The 16,787-nt window shown below is 67.4% G+C and carries 12 protein-coding genes; 9 read left to right on the forward strand and 3 right to left on the reverse strand.

The window, feature by feature from the left end; translation table 11 throughout:
* Positions 1-40: 40 nt before the first annotated feature.
* The 4 genes from HAV18_RS36380 to HAV18_RS36395 all read left to right on the forward strand — a co-directional run bounded on the left by HAV18_RS36380 (position 41) and on the right by HAV18_RS36395 (position 5,914).
* Complete coding sequence (locus HAV18_RS36380; RefSeq protein ID WP_166965451.1) at positions 41-283, forward strand: hypothetical protein; 243 nt, start codon at positions 41-43, stop codon at positions 281-283.
* Between the two features lie 26 nt (positions 284-309).
* Entirely contained in the window at positions 310-3,714 is a 3,405-nt protein-coding gene (locus tag HAV18_RS36385) for a DUF2339 domain-containing protein (RefSeq protein WP_166965453.1), read from the forward strand.
* Positions 3,711-5,054 (forward strand): DUF3999 domain-containing protein, encoded by a 1,344-nt coding sequence (locus tag HAV18_RS36390; protein ID WP_166965455.1) that lies wholly within the window; start codon positions 3,711-3,713, stop codon positions 5,052-5,054. The genes HAV18_RS36385 and HAV18_RS36390 overlap by 4 nt, the downstream gene beginning before the upstream one ends.
* 212 nt (positions 5,055-5,266) lie before the next feature.
* On the forward strand, positions 5,267-5,914 hold the full coding sequence (locus tag HAV18_RS36395) for a lytic transglycosylase domain-containing protein (RefSeq protein ID WP_166965457.1): 648 nt from the start codon (positions 5,267-5,269) through the stop codon (positions 5,912-5,914).
* Positions 5,915-5,924: 10 nt separating this feature from the next.
* On the opposite strand, the gene HAV18_RS36400 is transcribed toward HAV18_RS36395, so the two are convergent.
* From HAV18_RS36400 to HAV18_RS36410, 3 genes are all read right to left on the reverse strand, one after another.
* Positions 5,925-6,632 carry a winged helix-turn-helix domain-containing protein gene (locus HAV18_RS36400; RefSeq protein ID WP_166965459.1) on the reverse strand — a complete coding sequence of 236 codons (708 nt, stop codon included), beginning with the start codon at positions 6,630-6,632 and terminating at the stop codon, positions 5,925-5,927.
* A gap of 64 nt (positions 6,633-6,696) precedes the next feature.
* Entirely contained in the window at positions 6,697-8,781 is a 2,085-nt protein-coding gene (gene kdpB / locus HAV18_RS36405; protein WP_166965479.1) for a potassium-transporting ATPase subunit KdpB, read from the reverse strand.
* A gap of 359 nt (positions 8,782-9,140) precedes the next feature.
* Entirely contained in the window at positions 9,141-9,929 is a 789-nt protein-coding gene (locus tag HAV18_RS36410; RefSeq protein ID WP_166965461.1) for a GNAT family N-acetyltransferase, read from the reverse strand.
* Positions 9,930-10,208: 279 nt separating this feature from the next.
* Here HAV18_RS36410 and HAV18_RS36415 point away from each other — a divergent pair, with 279 nt between their 5' ends.
* The 5 genes from HAV18_RS36415 to HAV18_RS36435 all read left to right on the forward strand — a co-directional run.
* On the forward strand, positions 10,209-10,514 hold the full coding sequence (locus HAV18_RS36415) for an NIPSNAP family protein (RefSeq protein WP_048251235.1): 306 nt from the start codon (positions 10,209-10,211) through the stop codon (positions 10,512-10,514).
* A gap of 310 nt (positions 10,515-10,824) precedes the next feature.
* Positions 10,825-11,475 (forward strand): NADPH-dependent FMN reductase, encoded by a 651-nt coding sequence (locus HAV18_RS36420; protein WP_166965463.1) that lies wholly within the window; start codon positions 10,825-10,827, stop codon positions 11,473-11,475.
* Between the two features lie 243 nt (positions 11,476-11,718).
* Positions 11,719-11,937 (forward strand): hypothetical protein, encoded by a 219-nt coding sequence (locus tag HAV18_RS36425; RefSeq protein ID WP_021157097.1) that lies wholly within the window; start codon positions 11,719-11,721, stop codon positions 11,935-11,937.
* A 95-nt stretch (positions 11,938-12,032) separates the two neighbouring features.
* On the forward strand, positions 12,033-12,935 hold the full coding sequence (locus HAV18_RS36430; protein ID WP_166965465.1) for a ferritin-like domain-containing protein: 903 nt from the start codon (positions 12,033-12,035) through the stop codon (positions 12,933-12,935).
* Positions 12,936-14,336: 1,401 nt separating this feature from the next.
* Positions 14,337-16,787: ESPR-type extended signal peptide-containing protein (locus HAV18_RS36435; RefSeq protein ID WP_279573968.1), on the forward strand; the 2,451-nt coding region annotated here is incomplete at its 3' end.

Below are 16,787 nucleotides of genomic sequence, written 5' to 3' on the forward strand. Positions count from 1 at the left end.
ACGTCCGATCACGCGTCGATCTGCTCAGACGAATGCGCGCATGGCATTCACCCGTAAAAAGCATGACCGTGCAAAAAGCCGCGCGACGACACCGGACGGCGCACGCCGCGATACCTCGCCAACCCGGAAAATCCGCGACGGCCGCTGTGATACATTCCCCGCCAACAGGCTGAGTGCGACGCAGGCCGCCACGCGGCCACCGCTGTCAGCAGTGCATGCCGGTTCGCCTGCCGGCCATGCCGACACCGCCTCGATCGGCAACCGTCCGATCGCAGGCCGATAACGATACGAGAGAGGGAGCAGGGCGAGATGAACTGGGCTTTTACCGCAATCGGCTTCATCGTGGGCGGGATTGCCGCATTGATCGGGGATTTCTCCGCCCTCAACGGCGCAGTGCTCGGCGCCGCGATCGGGTTCTGTCTCGATCACACGCTGCAACAGCGCAAGCGCAAGAACAAGGGCGCAGCACCCGATACGTTCGCGATGCCGGTGCAGCCCGCACAGCCGCCGGTTCCGCTTGCCGATCGCGTCGCGCGCCTCGAAGCAACCGTCGAAACGCTGACGCGTGAAGTCGCGTCGCTGCGCGGCCAGCTGGCCGGCGCGAAGGCCGGCTCGGCCGCGACCGACGCAACGGCGCACACGCCCGCCGGCACCGCATCTGCGTCCGCAACGACATCCGCTCCCGTCCCGCCTTCGGCCGCGCTGCCGCCGCGCCCGCCCGCCCCGGCGGCGGCCGCACGCGCGGACGCACCGGCGTTCGCATCGGCACCGGCCCCCGCACCGGTTCGCACCGCCGCGCCGGTACCGACACCGGCCGCGACTCGCGCGAGCGAAACGCCTGCCGCCCCGCCCCCCGCACCGTCGGTTCCCCCCACGCCGCCCAAACCGCGCGAACCCGACATCGTCGAGCGTGCATTTCGCGCCGCGCGCGACTGGCTGCTCGGCGGCAACACGGTCGTGCGCGTCGGGATCATCGTGCTGTTCTTCGGTGTCGCGTTCCTGCTCAAGTACGCGGCCGACAACAACATGCTGCCGATCGAATTCCGCCTCGCCGGCACCGCGCTCGCCGCGGCCGCGCTGCTCGCGATCGGCTGGCGCGTGCGTGCGCGCCGCGCGGCGTACGGGCTCGTGCTGCAGGGGGGCGGCGTCGGCATCCTGTACCTGACGATCTTCGCCGCGACCAAGCTTTATGCGCTGCTGCCCGTCGGCGCCGCGTTTCCGCTGATGGTCGCGGTATGCGCGCTGAGCGCGTTCCTCGCGGTGCGGCAGAACGCGCTGCCGCTCGCGTTCATGGGCACCGCGGGCGGCTTTCTCGCGCCGGTGCTGCTATCGACCGGGCACGGCAACCACGTCGCGCTGTTCAGCTACTACGCGCTGCTGAACGCAGGCATCTTCGCGATCGCGTGGTTCAAGGCCTGGCGTCCGCTGAACCTGCTCGGCTTCGTGTTCACGTTCACGATCGGCTCGGCGTGGGGCGTGACGGCCTACCGCCCCGCGCTGTTCGCGAGCACCGAGCCGTTCCTCGTCCTGTTCTTCCTGATGTACGTCGGCATCGCATTGCTGTATGCGGTGAAGCGCGAGCTCGCGCTGCGGCACTACGTCGACGGCACGCTCGTGTTCGGCACGCCGATCGTCGCGACCGCGCTGCAGGCGTCGCTCGTGAAGGACATGCCGTTCGGGCTCGCATGGAGCGCCGTTGCGTTGTCGGCGTTCTATGTCGTCGTCACCGCATGGCTCGCGCGGCGCCGCGACCGCCTCGCGCTGCTGTTCGAATCCACACTCGCGCTCGCGGTGATCTTCGCGACGCTGGCCGTGCCGCTCGCGTTCTCGGGCCCGACGACCAGCGCCGCGTGGGCGATCGAAGGCGCGGCCGTCGTCTGGCTCGGCGTGCGCGAGAAGCGCATGCTGCGGTTCGGCTTCGGGCTGCTGATGCAGGTCGCCGCGGCCGGCGCGTTCTTCACGAGCCTGCTCGGGCCGGCCGATGCCACCGCGCTGCCCGTGCTCAACAGCCCGTACATCGCGATGCTGCTGATCGCGCTCGCCGGCCTGTTCACCGGCTGGTGGCTGCACGGGCGCGAGGAAGCGCGCGCCTGGCATGCGTGGATGCCCGAGATCGGGGCCGCGGCAGCCGCGTGGGGCCTGCTGTGGTGGGTCAGCGGCGGGCTGCACGAGATCCTCGTCTACGCGAGCCGTCACGTCGACCTGCATGCCGACCGCTTCGTCGTCGATTCGACCGCACTGTTCGCGGCCGGCACCGCGTGGCTCGCGCATGTCGCGCGCCGCCGGCTTGCGTGGCCGCTCGCCGAATGGCCCGCGCTCGCGCTGACGCCGGTGCTGGCGCTGCTCGCGCTGCGTGTGTTCGATGCGCATGAAGCGCCGCTGTCGGGGATGGGCGCGTTCGCGTGGCCGGTCGCTGCTGGCGCAGGCCTTGCGCTGCTGTGGCGCCAGTCGCGCGGCACGGCAAGCGCAGATTCCGCGAAAGGCCCGGCGCCTAGCCTCGTGCCATCCATCGGCGCAGGCATCATCGCGCCGCTGCATACGCTGATGTTCTGGACCCTGTGCGGGCTGCTGTCGCTCGAGGGCTTCTGGCGCCTGCGCGCGTTCGTGCCCGAAGGCGCATGGAGCTGGAGCGCGTGGGCCTACGGCTTCGGTGCGCTGCTCCTGCTGGTGTCGGGCCCCGGCTCGCGCCTGCGCTGGCCCGTCGCGGCGTTCCCGCGCGCGTACCAGGTGTGGGGCGCGGCACCGCTCGCCGCGCTGCTGTGGCTGTGGAGCATCGCCAGTGTGAGCAGCGACGGCAACGCGGCGCCGCTCTTCTGGCTGCCGCTGCTTAACCCGCTCGACATCGCGCAATTCCTCGTGTTCGTCGCGTTCACCGTGTGGCTGCGGTGCCTGCGCACGCTCGGCATCGCATGGCATCCGCGCGTCGTCGACTACGCCGCGATCGTCACCGTGTTCCTGTGGTTCAACGCGCTGATGCTGCGCACGCTGCATCACCGCTTCCACATGGCCTACGACATCGACACCGTGCTGTCGTCGTTCGGCATCCAGCAGGTGTTCATGGTCGGCTGGAGCCTGTTCGCGTTCGCCGGGATGTGGCTGACGCGCCGCGACGGCATCGCCCGCGTGTGCGCGCTCGCGTCGCTGCCGCTGATCGTCGTGATGTGGGTGTGGACCTTCTACGCGAACTTCACGCAGGACGGCGGAAGCTGGGCGCGCGTGCCGCTCTTCAACCCGCTCGACCTCGTGCTCGCGGTCGTCTATGCGCTCGCCGCGTCGTGGTTCCTGCGCGCACGCAAGCTCGGCTGGTCGTTCGGCAACTATCGCGTCGAGCTGCTGAGCGCGGCCGGCGCGACCGCGTTCCTGTGGCTGAACGCGATCCTGCTGCGCACGCTGCATCACTGGGCCGGCGTGCCGTACGAACTCGGCGCGATGGCGGAATCGACGCTCGTGCAGGCGTCGGTGTCCGTGTACTGGACGCTCTGTGCGCTCGCGATCACGATCTGGGCCACGCGCCGCGGGCTGCGTCCGCTGTGGTTCGTCGGCGCCGCACTGCTCGCGCTCACGGTCGTCAAACTGTTCCTGTTCGACCTGTCGCACGTGACCGGCATCGAGCGCATCGTGTCGTTCATCGGCATCGGCGTGCTGCTGCTGTTGATCGGTTATTTCTCGCCGCTGCCGCCGAAGGCCGCCGCGCAACAGGACGACCCGCAATGAAACGACTCGCCGCGCTGCTCGGACTGAGCCTGCTCGCGTCGTTCGCGACCGCCGACGGCGCGCCCGCGCAGCGCTTCTCGCTCGACCTGGACGGCGCTGCCGCGTATTACCAGCTCACCGTGCCGCAGCCCGTCTATGCGGCGAGCCGGCGCGACGATCTCGGCGACGTGCGCATCTTCAACGGCGCGGGCGAGCCGGTGCCGTATTCGCTCGACGCGCCCGCGGCTGCCGCACCCGCCGTACCGTCGGCGCGCACGCCGGTGCATTGGTTCCCGCTGCCGCCCGCTCACGCCGACAACGGCAACGCGCCGCTCGGCGTGACGGTCGGCCCGGACGGCGCGCTGCGCGCGGGCGTCGCCGCACCGGTGCGTGCGAAGCACGGCGCGGATCTCGTCGACCTGTCGCATGCGGACGGCGACATCGACGCACTGCTCGTCCACGTGGGCGACGACAGCTACCAGGGGCGTGTCGCCGTCGAAGCCAGCGACGACCTGCGCAGCTGGCGGCCGCTCGGCAGCACGCAGTTGCTGAAGGTCGGCCACGGCGACGACATGCTGGTGCAGGAACGCATCGCGCTCGAAGGCGCAGCGCCGCGCTACCTGCGGCTCGACTGGCTCGACGGCGCGCCCGCGATCGCGTCGATCGACGTCGAGACGCACCCGCGCGACACGCGCGGGACCGACACCGCGTCCGTGCCGCGCCAATGGCGCGACGCCGTGCGCGTGCGGGCCGGTGGCACGCCCGGCGAGTATCTGTTCGACACCGACGGCGCGTATCCCGTCGACCGCGTGCGCATCGACCTGCCGCAACCGAATACCGTCGCGCGCGCGACGCTGCAGAGCCGCGCCGACGCGCAGGCGCCGTGGCGCGACGTCGCGGGCGCCGTGCTGTTCCGGCTGCAGGGGAAGGCCGGCGAGCAGCGCAACCTGCCGCTCGAGTTCGCGGCGAATACGGATCGCGCGTGGCGCATCGTCGTCGACATGCGCAACGGCGGATTCGGCGGCGGCCAGCCGGCCGTCGCGATCGGCTGGCATCCGGCCGCGCTGACTTTCGTTGCACGCGGCACGCCGCCGTTTACGCTCGGCGTCGGCGACGCGTCGCTCGTGTCGTCGGCCGTCGGCCGCGACGCACTGCTGGTCGGCATGGCGCCCGAAGTGCGGCCCGCGCGCGTCGGCGCGGCATTGCCGGTATCGGCGGTCGTGCCGGTGCCGGCCGCCGATACGGACGCACCGCGCCGCTACGTGCTGTGGGGCGCGCTGGTCGTCGCGGTCGGGGTGCTCGGCACGATCGCATGGCGCCTCGCGAAAGGCGGCGGCGAGTCGAGCAGTCGCGACGAGTGATGCGGCACGGTCATGCTGGTTGCTGGTTGCTGGTTGCTGGTTGCTGGTTGCCGGTCTGCGGTCTGCGGTCTGCGGTCTGCGGTCTGCGGTCTGCGGTCTGCGGTCTGCGGTCGCCCATCTTTACGCGCCGTTTATCGGGCGTGCCGGTTTCTTTCGACGGTCGCAACGCATAACTGCGTACAGTCGTCGCATCGGAACCACGATGCGACGACATGCAGGAAACCTATTCATCGCATGACCTACCGGCGCCGCACGCGCGCCCGGCGCTCCCGCTGAAGCGGCTTCTGCTGCGCCTCCCGATCGCGCTATCGCTGGCGCTTGCGCTACCCGCGCATGCCGACGACACGCCAGCGGCGCCGGTCACCGCCGCCAGCACGCCCGACGTATCGCTTCCCCCCACCGTCGACACGATCGTCACGACCCTGCGCAACCGCTTTCACGTCGCATACGCCGAAGCGCGCACGATCGCGCGCGCCGTGCAGACCGAATCGGATCGCTACGGGCTGGCACCGGCGCTGCTGCTCGCGATCATCGCGGTCGAGTCGGGCTTCGATCGCCACGCGGTCAGTGTGGCCGGCGCGCGCGGGTTGATGCAGGTGCTGCCCACTGCCCATCGTGATCTCGTCGCGCATGTGAAGGACCTGTCCGATCCGGCCACCAACGTGCGGATCGGCGCGGCCATCTTCCGCGGCTATCTCGACGATGCGGACGGCGACGTCGAAACCGCGCTCGTGCGCTACAACGGCGGCACGAAACGCTATGCGCAGCGCGTCGCGCTGCGCGTGCAGCAGTTCGACGCGCAATTGCGCCCGGCGAACGGCACGGCGAACGACGCACTGCGCACGGCCGCCAACCCCTGACCGCGCTACGCTACACGGCGCCGGCGAGCCGATAGCCGACACCCGTCTCCGTCACGATGTGCTCGGGCCGCCGCGGATCGCACTCCAGCTTGCGCCGCAGGTGGCCGACATACACGCGCAGGTAGTGCGCATCCTTGCCGTGCGCCGCGCCCCACACCTCATTCAGCAGGCGGTCGTGCGTGAGCAGCCGGCCCGCGTGATGCGCGAGCACGGCCAGCAACCGGTATTCGATCGGACTCAGATGCACGCGCACCCCACCGCGCAGCACCTGGCGATCGCCGAGATCGACGGTCACGTCGCCGAAGCGCACGCGCACTGCGTCGAGGCGCCCGCCGCCGGCCTGCCGCCGCAGGTGCGCGCGAATCCGCGCAATCAGCTCGGCCGCGCCGAACGGCTTGGTCAGGTAGTCGTCCGCGCCCGCGTCGAGCGCGGCCACCTTGTCGCTTTCCGCACTCAACGCCGACAGCACGATCAGCGGCGCGGCCGAGCACGCACGTAGCGCACGGATCAGGTCGGTGCCGCCGATATCCCGCAGGTTCGTGTCCGCGACGATCAGGTCGGGACGGCGCGCACCGACAGCCGCCACGCCCGCCGCGCCGGTCGCGCCGGTCGCGGCCTCGCACACGTGCATGTGTTCAGCCTTCAGCGCGACACGGACGAAATGCCGGATGAACCTGTCTTCGTCGACGATCACGATGACGACGGTCGGTTCGCTCATGTGGCCGCGCCTTCGTCCGGTGCGTCATGCGCGCCTGCGCGCGCGGCGGGATGCGCGTCCATGCTCAGGCCCATCCGCATGCCACCAGCACCATGTCGATCAGCTTGATGAACGGGAACGGCAGCAGCACGCCGCCGAGGCCGTACAGCAGCAGGTTGCGGCGCAAGAGCGGCGCCGCGCCGAGCGGACGATAGCGCACGCCCTTCAGCGCGAGCGGGATCAACGCGACGATGATCAGTGCATTGAAGATCACCGCCGACAGGATCGCCGACGCCGGCGACGCGAGGTGCATCACGTCGAGCACGCGCAATTGCGGATACGTCGTCGCGAATGCCGCCGGAATGATCGCGAAGTACTTCGCGACGTCGTTCGCGATCGAGAACGTCGTCAGCGAGCCGCGCGTCATCAGCATCTGCTTGCCGATCTCGACGATCTCGATCAGCTTCGTCGGGTTCGAATCGAGGTCGACCATGTTGCCGGCTTCCTTCGCCGCCTGCGTGCCGGTGTTCATCGCGACCGCGACGTCGGCCTGCGCGAGTGCCGGCGCGTCGTTGGTACCGTCGCCCGTCATCGCGACGAGCCGGCCGGCCGCCTGGTGCTCGCGGATCGTCGCGAGCTTGGTTTCCGGCGTCGCTTCCGCGAGGAAATCGTCGACACCCGCTTCCGCCGCGATCGCCGCGGCCGTCAGCCGGTTGTCGCCCGTCACCATCACGGTCTTGATGCCCATCTTGCGCAGCTCCGCGAAGCGCTCCTTGATGCCGCCCTTCACGATGTCCTTCAGCTCGATCACGCCGAGCACGCGGGCGACACCGTCGACACGCTCCGCAACCGCGAGCGGCGTGCTGCCGCGACGCGCGATGTCGGTCACAACTGCTTCGACTTCGCGCGTGACGCGGCCACCGTGGGACTCGACGGAATGCGTGATCGCATCCGCCGCACCCTTGCGGATTTCGCGGGCGGGCGCCCCGGTGGAAGTCCCGTTAGGGGACAGGTCGACGCCGCTCATCCGCGTCTGCGCGCTGAACGACAGGAACACCGGATGCAGTGCCTGCAGGTCACGCTCGCGCAGGTTGAAGCGTTGTTTCGCGAGCACGACAATGCTGCGGCCTTCCGGCGTTTCGTCGGCAAGCGACGACAGCTGCGCGGCATCGGCCAGCGCTTCCTCGGTCACGAACGGCGCGGGCACGAACGCCGACGCCTGGCGGTTGCCGAGCGTGATCGTGCCGGTCTTGTCGAGCAGCAGCACGTCGACGTCGCCGGCCGCTTCCACTGCCCGGCCTGACGTCGCGATCACGTTCGCCTGCATCATCCGGCTCATCCCGGCCACGCCGATCGCGGACAGCAAGCCGCCGATCGTCGTCGGGATCAGGCACACGAGCAGCGCGACGAGCGCGGTGATCGTCACGACGTGGCCGGCCTTCATCGCGTCGACCGCGAAGGTCGAGAACGGCAGCAATGTGGCGGTGGCGAGCAGCATCACGATCGTCAAGGCGACCAGCAGGATCGTCAGTGCGATTTCGTTCGGCGTCTTCTTGCGCTTCGCCCCCTCGACCATGGCGATCATCCGGTCGAGGAACGCCTCGCCCGGATTGACGGCGACCCGCACGACGATCCAGTCGGACAGCACGCGCGTGCCGCCCGTCACCGACGAGAAATCGCCGCCCGATTCGCGGATCACCGGCGCGGATTCACCGGTGATCGCCGATTCGTCGACCGACGCGACGCCTTCGATCACGTCGCCGTCGGCGGGGATCACGTCGCCGGTTTCGATGAGCACGATATCGCCTTTGCGCAGGTCGGTCGATGCCATCACCTCGACGGCGGCCTTCGCATGCGGCGCCGCGAGCTTTTTCGCGACCACGTTGTGTTTCGCACTGCGAAGCGATGCGGCCTGCGCCTTCGAGCGCCCTTCGGCGAGCGCCTCGGCGAAGTTCGCGAACAGCACGGTGAACCACAGCCACAGCGCGATCGCGACGATGAAGCCGGCGGGCGCCTCGGCCTGGCCGAACAGCGCGGCGATCCACAGGATCGTCGTCAGGATGCTGCCGACGTACACGCAGAACATCACCGGGTTGCGGAACTGCGTGCGCGGCGTGAGTTTCCGGAACGAATCGGCGATCGCCGGGCGCACGAGCGCGGGATCGAACATCGAGCGCGCGGCGGTGCGCGCGCGGCCAGGCTGCGCGGGGCGCGGGTCTGTCACGGGTGCGAGAGACATGGCGGTTTTCCTTTTGCCGGCACGCCTTGCGCAGCGGCATCCGGCATCGCATCGGGCGATGCCGGATGCCTTCGCGCGAGTTCGCGTGCGGCTTTCCGTTTCCACGCAACCATCTTATGAAGGTTCGCGTGAAGATCGCGGCAAAGGATCGCGTCGGGGCATAAAAAGCGCGTAAACGTCCGTTTCGCCGCGGCGCGGCGGGGGTGTCTCAAGGGCCGTACACGAGCGGGAGCGCCACACTCCGCTCATTCGACGTTTACGCGGCAAAACGGGAAAAATGAGGGCGGCGTTCAGCTCAACGCGTAGCGCCCGTGCTGGCGCGGGCGCCACGGCGACGAACGGCAGCTCGCGGCGCCGGCCGCGCGTCGCGCCGCCCAGCCGGCGCCCCGGCGCACTTGCCGGTCGCGGCGGGCCACCGCGGCCACGCGCGACGGCAACGCATACGCGGCTCGCCGCACGGCCGCCACGCGCGCAACCATTCGCGACGCCGGCGACACGCGGCGCGCGACATGCAGGACGGGCCGCTTGCAAAGGATCGCGCTGTCGTAGCGCTTGCCGTCGAAGCGCATCACGTCGACGACTTCAAAACCCTGCGCGCCGTAGAACGCGAGCAGATGCGAAGCGGGATGCGGCGTATCGAGCGCGAGCAGCGTATAACCGCGCAGCGCGGCCCACTGCTCGGCGAACGACAGCAGCAGCGCGCCGATCCCGCGGCTCTGGCAATCAGGATCCACCGCTACCTGCCGCACGCTTGCGACGCCTTCGCGCCGGTACAGCGAGCACGCCGACGACGGATCGGTTGCATACAGTGTGGCCGTGCCGATCACGCGTCCGCCGCACACGGCGACGTAGCACTCGCCCGCTTCCGCGCGGCGGCGTGTGACGTCTTCGTCCTGGTCGACACACGTGCAGTTGAGTCCCATCGCACCGAGCCGCGCGAACGCGCGATGCAGCATCGGCGTGAGTTGCGCATAGCTGTCGAAGGCCGGATCGAAACGCCGCACGATCACCCGATCGGCGCACACGGAAGGCGGCGCGGCAGGTGTGTGTTCGGCGATCGCGTTCCAGGGTATCGACATTGCCTTGCTCCGTGGTTGGGATGCCCGAAGTCTATGAGCGCGCCGGCGGCCCTCGCAAGAAAAAATGTCGTAAAAGTTTGGGGAAATGCGGGCGAGAGAGACGGTCGCGACGGTATGTGCCGCGGCGTCGCGTGCGTCGTTGCGAACGCATGGGGGAACGCCGATCGTTGTGCGCGCAAGCAACGCATCCCGCGACGGCATCAATCGCCGGCGCGCGCCGTTGACACATGCTGCCGCGCCATCCACACTCGCCGGATCCTCTTCGCTCCGGGCGCGCTCATGATTACCTGCTTCCTTCGCTACGTCGTCGATCCGTACAAGCTCGACCAGTTCGAAACCTACGGCAAGATGTGGATTCCGCTCGTCGAGCAGTTCGGCGGCACGCATCACGGCTACTTCCTGCCGTCCGAAGGGGCGAGCAACATTGCGCTCGCGATGTTCTCGTTCCCGAGCCTCGCCGAATACGAGCGCTACCGCGAACGCTCGAAGGACGATCCGGCCTGCCAGGCCGCGTTCCGCTACGCCGAGGAAACGCGCTGCATCGTCAGCTACGAGCGCAGCTTCTTCCGGCCCGTGTTCGAGTAACGGGCAACGTCCGCCGGCATCACGCCCCTTTTCCTGACCGGGACAAAAAAAAGCCCCGCCTGCATCCGCGCGGCGGGGCCAACCCATGTCAGTAGAGACATCATGGAGGAGACGGGCCCATCTTATCGACCACGGCCGGCCCTCCCAACCAAGCATTTCTGCTATCGATCCGCGCGGGCGCGCACACGATTGCCCCCGCCGCCCGGCATATCGATAGAACGAAAAGTCGTTTTCAGAGTGGCGACGGGGTCGTTACCATCTGGTTTTAAGCCTGTGCTTAGCCGGGCAAGCCATCCCCAAGGAGCGCCCCTTGACTGCATTCGATCAACACCGCCGCCCGTTCGTCGTCGGCATTGGCGGTACCACCCGGGCAGCGTCGTCGACCGAACGCGCGCTGTCGTTCGCACTGCGCGGCGCGCAGGCGGCCGGCGCACGCACGCGCCTGTTCGACGGCCCGTTCCTGCATACGCTGCCGCACTACGCCCCTGAACACAAAACGCTGACCGACGCGCAGCGCGAACTGATCGACGCCGTGCGCCAGGCCGACGCGATCATCATCGCGACGCCCGGCTATCACGGCGGCGTCTCCGGCCTCGTCAAGAACGCACTCGACACGCTCGAGGAACTGCGTGCGGATGATCGCCCCTATCTCGACGGACGCGCGGTCGGCCTGATCGTCACCGCGTATGGCTGGCAGGCAGCCGGCACCGTGCTGACGTCGCTGCGTTCGATCGTGCATGCGCTACGCGGCTGGCCGACGCCGTTCGGCGCGACCGTGAACACGCTCGAAACGCGCTTCGACAGCGCCGACAGCTGCTCGGATCCGAAGGTTGTGGCCCAGCTCGAGACGGTCGGCGCGCAAGCGGCCGAGTTCGCGCTCGCGTTCGCATCGCATCGCGCGGCCGCGCATGCGGCATCGGTCGATGCGCTCGCGCCCGTGCTGAAGATCGCCAACCAGTAATTTCCCCGCCTTCCACCGCCCGCGCCCGGCCGACCTGGTTCCCCGGCGCGGGCGGTGCGCGTTCGGACGAGCGGCCACGCGCCGTACACGCCGACACCTCTCCCCGGTTGCCCTTTCCCTGCGCGCCGCGCCCCGCGCCGATAACGATTCGGCCCGCCGCGTGATTTGCATTGGCCGAAAGATTGGTTCACGCGGCAGGCGGGTTTTCGTACGCTGAATCTCCGAACTTTCTCCGCGCACGCCATGAACCGTACGATCCGCTACAAGGGCTACGAAGTCGCCCCCGCTGCCGCCCGGTTACCGAACGGGCTGTTCGCCGCCAACCTGACGATCGCGAAGGCGAGCAGCGGCCCGTCGCCGCGCTCGGTTTCATTCGACGCGATCGATTTCTTCTTCGAGGAAGAGCACGCGCTTGCCTACGCGTCCCGCTGGGGCCGCCTCTGGGTCGACACGCACGCGTGACGCACGCCTGGCCGGCGTGCACATGGCCGCTCGAAAATACGCGTTTACGGAAGCTATGCAAAAATCTTTCGGTCCGTAATCGCACAACAATAGCCATGAGTGACACGCTGCAGGAACAGCACGCAGCCGCAGATCACGCAATGCGCAACTGGACCTTCGAGAGGCAAGGTCCGGTCCGGATCGGTTCCGATGCGCACATGCAGATGTTCTGCCGCATGCTGCTCGACACACACAACCCGTACAAGCCGGCCGTGATCGACTGGCCGGCGCTCAAACCCGACGAACTCAAGCGGCTCACGTCGCTGCCGATCTGGGACATCGCGGTGCAGACCGAGGGTCGCGCATCGATCCGCGTGGCAACCTACGCGGAGTCGATCGGCGATCCGCTGCTGCGCCGCGCGCTCGAGATGGACGGCGGCGAGGAAGCGCGCCACAAGGTCGTGCTGTCGAAGCTCGTCGAGGCATACGGCATCCGGCTCGCCCCCGAGCCGCCCTACCCGGCACCGAAGGACCCCGAGTGGTCGTGGATGATGACCGGCTTCAGCGAATGCATCGACAGCTTCTTCGCATTCGGCCTGTTCCGCTCCGCGCAGCGCTCTGGCTATTTCCCGCCCGAACTCGTCGACACCTTCGAGCCCGTGATCCAGGAAGAAGGCCGCCACATCCTGTTCTTTGTGAACTGGTACGCGTGGTACTGGCGCAGCCTGCCGTGGTGGCGCCGGCCCTGGTTCTTCGCGCGGGTCGCGGCCGTATGGGTGCATTTGATCCGGGACCGCATCAGCATCGCGCGCGGCATCGACACCGACGGCGTCGCGCACGACGCGAACTTCCCGGCGACGAACACCGCCGACATCGGCGAAGCGTTGAACCCACGCGAGCTGATCGCACTGTGCCTCGCCGAGAACGATCGGCGGATGGCCGGCTACGACAAGCGCCTGTTGCGTCCGATGTTCGTGCCACGCATGGCGCGGCTCGCGCTGCGGTTTCTCAAGAAGTAAGGCGAGTGCTCCGGGCAATGGCCCGGTTGCCGGGTGGCCGGGTGGCCGGTTGCCGGTGGCCGGTTGCCGGTTGCCGGGTGGCCGGGTGGCCGGGTGGCCGGGTGGCCGGGTGGCCGGGTGGCCGGGTGGCCGGGTGGCCGGTGGCCGGTGGCCGGTGGCCGGTGGCCGGTGGCCGGGTGGCCGGGTGGCCAGTGGCCGGTGGCCGGTGGCCGAGTGACCCGGTCGAGCACCGGGGCAACGCCCCTCGGCGATCGAATCGCCGGCGCCGGCTGAATGCCGACCGAAGCTGGCCGCTCGAAATCGCATCGCCCGCATCCGGGCGCGCAATAGCGCGGTACGCACCGATCGACGCATCCGTTCTGTTCCCGTGACCCGAGTTCCGAGTCCCGTTCGAACCTCGAGGCGCGTTCGTCGCACTCGCATGGCGGGCCCCCCCCCTTGGCCCGCGGCCCACTCGAAGTCGCCACATCGCATGCGGTGTGGAACCTCACTGACAGGCATCCGCCTGCCGGATGTGGCGCACCCGACACACTTACTCCCGCCCTTTTTTCGCGGCGCTTCGGGGCGCGCGGACAAATTGTCACACCCAAGATTTGACGATTCGGGAACGTCGCCGCCGACCCCGGCCAGCGTCTTTAACAACCTGTCGCCAGCACGCGCAAAACTGAAGCGGGTAACGCCTCGCGGACGGGTTCGCCCCATCTTCGAATCCCGCCAGACTGACAACATCACCGAAATAGTCAATAGGACAAATTCGAAAGATGAATGATGACGGCCCCGTCCAATGCCCTGTAGCACTTTTTTACAAATTCGACGAGCCAACCGGCCCGGAACGCCCGTCACGCGGGCCATCTCAGCGAACGAGATGCGCAAATCAGCACAGCCTGATGTTCGATATTTCGAATTAAATTGATTTATAGATAATCGGATAAATCAACATGAAATCCATCTTCAAATTCTGAATTAACAAATTAACAAGATGGAAACCACATTATCCACCAGCACACTCCGAAATATTACAATCAAGAAAGAAACGCTCAAGCCGCAAACGTTTGCTATTTCATTTGTCTTACGTTTAGGCCGTTTTCATGTGTAACCTACCGCACAAAATCATCGTAACATGCTGATTTTTATGCAAATTATTGACATCCGGGCTGGCAACTAAAATCCTACACCATACATTCTTACATCTTTCAAATTCATTCTTCATTGATACATCAAAACGCGATGTATTAACCATCCTTTAACTTTCCAAACCCGCTATTTATCACTTTTTATCAATCTAAAAAAACCTCCTCCAATAAACTCCGCCCATCAATTTTGAGATTCGCGCGAGCGCACGGAGTATTCCTCTAACGAAAGAGACCGGTGTGTGGCGTGCACATTTGGAGGTAGCAGGACATGAACCGCACATACCGCTCGATCTGGAACGAAGCCCTCGGCGCCTGGGTCGCTGCGTCCGAACACGATTCGGCACGGGGCAAGCCGAACAAGTCGGCTGTCGTGAAGGCCGTCGCGGCCGCTGTGCTCGTGGCGGGGGCGGGCGTCGCGCACGCGCAATATGCCGCGGGCAATGGCGGCGGTGGCGTGAGTGCGACTGGCGCACAGGCGATCGCGATCGGCGGTAACAACAGCAGCACGACGACGGCCAGCGGCGCAACGTCGATCGCGATCGGCGCGAACGCGACGGCTGCGGGTAATTATTCCCAGGCTTTCGGCCAGGCCACGACGGCGACCGGCGCCAGCGCGATCGGTATCGGCTCCGGCGCGAAGGCGCTGAACACGGGCGCGACCGCAGTCGGCAACGACACCACGGCATCGGGCCAGAGCGCGATCGCAATCGGCGGCGGCAACAGCTCGGGCACGGGCGGCGCAGTGGCGTCGGGCACCAACTCGATCGCGCTCGGCCGGTTCTCGAATGCGTCCGCCAGTGGCGCGAACGCAATTGGCTCGAACGCGACGGCGACCGGCACCGATTCCATCGCTTTCGGCACCAACGCCACCGCGAACAATACGTCCGTCGCAGTCGGCCGCGGGGCATCGGCCACCGGCACGAACGGCTCGGTCGCGATCGGCAATTCGGCCACGTCGTCGGGCCTGGGTTCGATCGCGATGGGTACGGTCGGCAGCTTCACGGCCACCACGGTAGCGACCGGCACGGACGCACTTGCACTCGGTAACGGCTCGACGGCCAGCGGCAGCTCCGGCGCCGTGGCTGTCGGCTCGGCCGCCGTGGCGTCGAACTCCTATGCGACTGCCTTCGGCTCGAACGCGACCGCGTCGGGTTCGGGTTCCGTTGCATTCGCGCAAAGCGCCACTGCATCGACCACCAACGCCATCGCCATCGGCGTCGGCTCGACCGCGAACGTCGCGAATTCGGTCGCACTCGGCAGCAGCTCCGTGACGAACAGTGCGCTGACGACGACGTCCGGCGGCAGCACTGCCGTCAACAGCACCACGATCGGTGGTCAGTCGTTCGGCACTTATCAGGCCGGGACGCCTACGGGCGGCATCGTCAGCGTCGGCCAACCGAATGCGGAACGCCGCATCCAGAACGTCGCGGCAGGCCTCGTCAGCGCGACCAGCACCGACGCGATCAACGGCAGCCAGCTCTACGCCGTGGCGAGCACGACGACGTCGAACATCACGAGCCTGTCGACGTCGACGTCGACGGGGCTTTCGTCGGCGAATAGCTCGATCGGTTCGCTGTCGACCTCCACGTCGACGGGTCTGTCGTCGGCCAATAGCTCGATCGGTTCGCTGTCCACGTCGACCTCGACTGGTATCAACTCGCTGTCCACTGGTATCAGCTCGGCCAATAGCTCGATCGGCTCGCTGTCTACGTCGACCTCGACCGGCATCAACTCGCTGTCCACCGGTATCAGCTCGGCCAACAGCTCGGTCGGCTCGCTGTCGACTTCCACGTCGACGGGCTTGTCGTCCGCCAACAGCTCGATCAAGTCGTTGTCCACATCGACCTCGACCGGCCTGTCGTCCGCGAACAGCTCCATCACTTCGCTCTCGACGTCCACGTCGACGGGTTTGTCGTCCGCCAACAGCTCGATCGGTTCGCTGTCCACCGGCATCAGCTCGGCCAACAGCTCGGTTACCTCGCTGTCGACTTCCACGTCGACGGGTCTGTCGTCGGCCAACAGCTCGATCACGTCGCTGTCGACTTCCACGTCGACGGGCTTGTCGTCCGCCAACAGCTCGATCGGTTCGCTGTCCACGTCGACCTCGACCGGTATCAACTCGTTGTCCACCGGCATCAGTTCCGCCAACAGCTCGGTCACTTCGCTGTCGACTTCCACGTCGACGGGCTTGTCGTCGGCCAATAGCTCGATCGGTTCGCTGTCCACGTCGACGTCGACCGGTATCAACTCGCTGTCTACCGGCATCAGTTCCGCCAACAGCTCGGTCACTTCGCTGTCGACTTCCACGTCGACGGGCTTGTCGTCGGCCAACAGCTCGATCGGTTCGCTGTCCACGTCGACGTCGACCGGTATCAACTCGCTGTCTACCGGCATCAGCTCGGCCAACAGCTCGGTCACTTCGCTGTCGACTTCCACGTCGACGGGCTTGTCGTCGGCCAACAGCTCGATCGGTTCGCTGTCGACGTCGACGTCGACCGGCATCAACTCGCTGTCCACCGGCATTAGCTCGGCCAACAGCTCGGTCACTTCGCTCTCGACTTCCACGTCGACGGGGCTTTCGTCGGCTAACAGCTCGATCGGTTCGCTGTCCACGTCGACCTCGACCGGTATCAACTCGCTGTCCACCGGCATTAGCTCGGCCAACAGTTCGGTTACCTCACTGTCGACCTCCACGTCGACGGGCCTGTCGTCCGCCAAC

The organism is Burkholderia sp. D-99 (genome assembly GCF_011605345.1).
Lineage (GTDB): Bacteria > Pseudomonadota > Gammaproteobacteria > Burkholderiales > Burkholderiaceae > Burkholderia.

Excerpts from the sequence above, each read along its gene's own strand:
- HAV18_RS36380 (WP_166965451.1), top strand. The coding sequence starts at position 41 with ATGGCATTCACCCGTAAAAAGCATGACCGTGCAAAAAGCCGCGCGACG.
- HAV18_RS36385 (WP_166965453.1), top strand. The coding sequence starts at position 310 with ATGAACTGGGCTTTTACCGCAATCGGCTTCATCGTGGGCGGGATTGCC.
- HAV18_RS36390 (WP_166965455.1), top strand. The coding sequence starts at position 3,711 with ATGAAACGACTCGCCGCGCTGCTCGGACTGAGCCTGCTCGCGTCGTTC.
- HAV18_RS36395 (WP_166965457.1), top strand. The coding sequence starts at position 5,267 with ATGCAGGAAACCTATTCATCGCATGACCTACCGGCGCCGCACGCGCGC.
- HAV18_RS36400 (WP_166965459.1), bottom strand. The coding sequence starts at position 6,632 with ATGAGCGAACCGACCGTCGTCATCGTGATCGTCGACGAAGACAGGTTC.
- kdpB (WP_166965479.1), bottom strand. The coding sequence starts at position 8,781 with ATGTTCGATCCCGCGCTCGTGCGCCCGGCGATCGCCGATTCGTTCCGG.
- HAV18_RS36410 (WP_166965461.1), bottom strand. The coding sequence starts at position 9,929 with ATGTCGATACCCTGGAACGCGATCGCCGAACACACACCTGCCGCGCCG.
- HAV18_RS36415 (WP_048251235.1), top strand. The coding sequence starts at position 10,209 with ATGATTACCTGCTTCCTTCGCTACGTCGTCGATCCGTACAAGCTCGAC.
- HAV18_RS36425 (WP_021157097.1), top strand. The coding sequence starts at position 11,719 with ATGAACCGTACGATCCGCTACAAGGGCTACGAAGTCGCCCCCGCTGCC.
- HAV18_RS36430 (WP_166965465.1), top strand. The coding sequence starts at position 12,033 with ATGAGTGACACGCTGCAGGAACAGCACGCAGCCGCAGATCACGCAATG.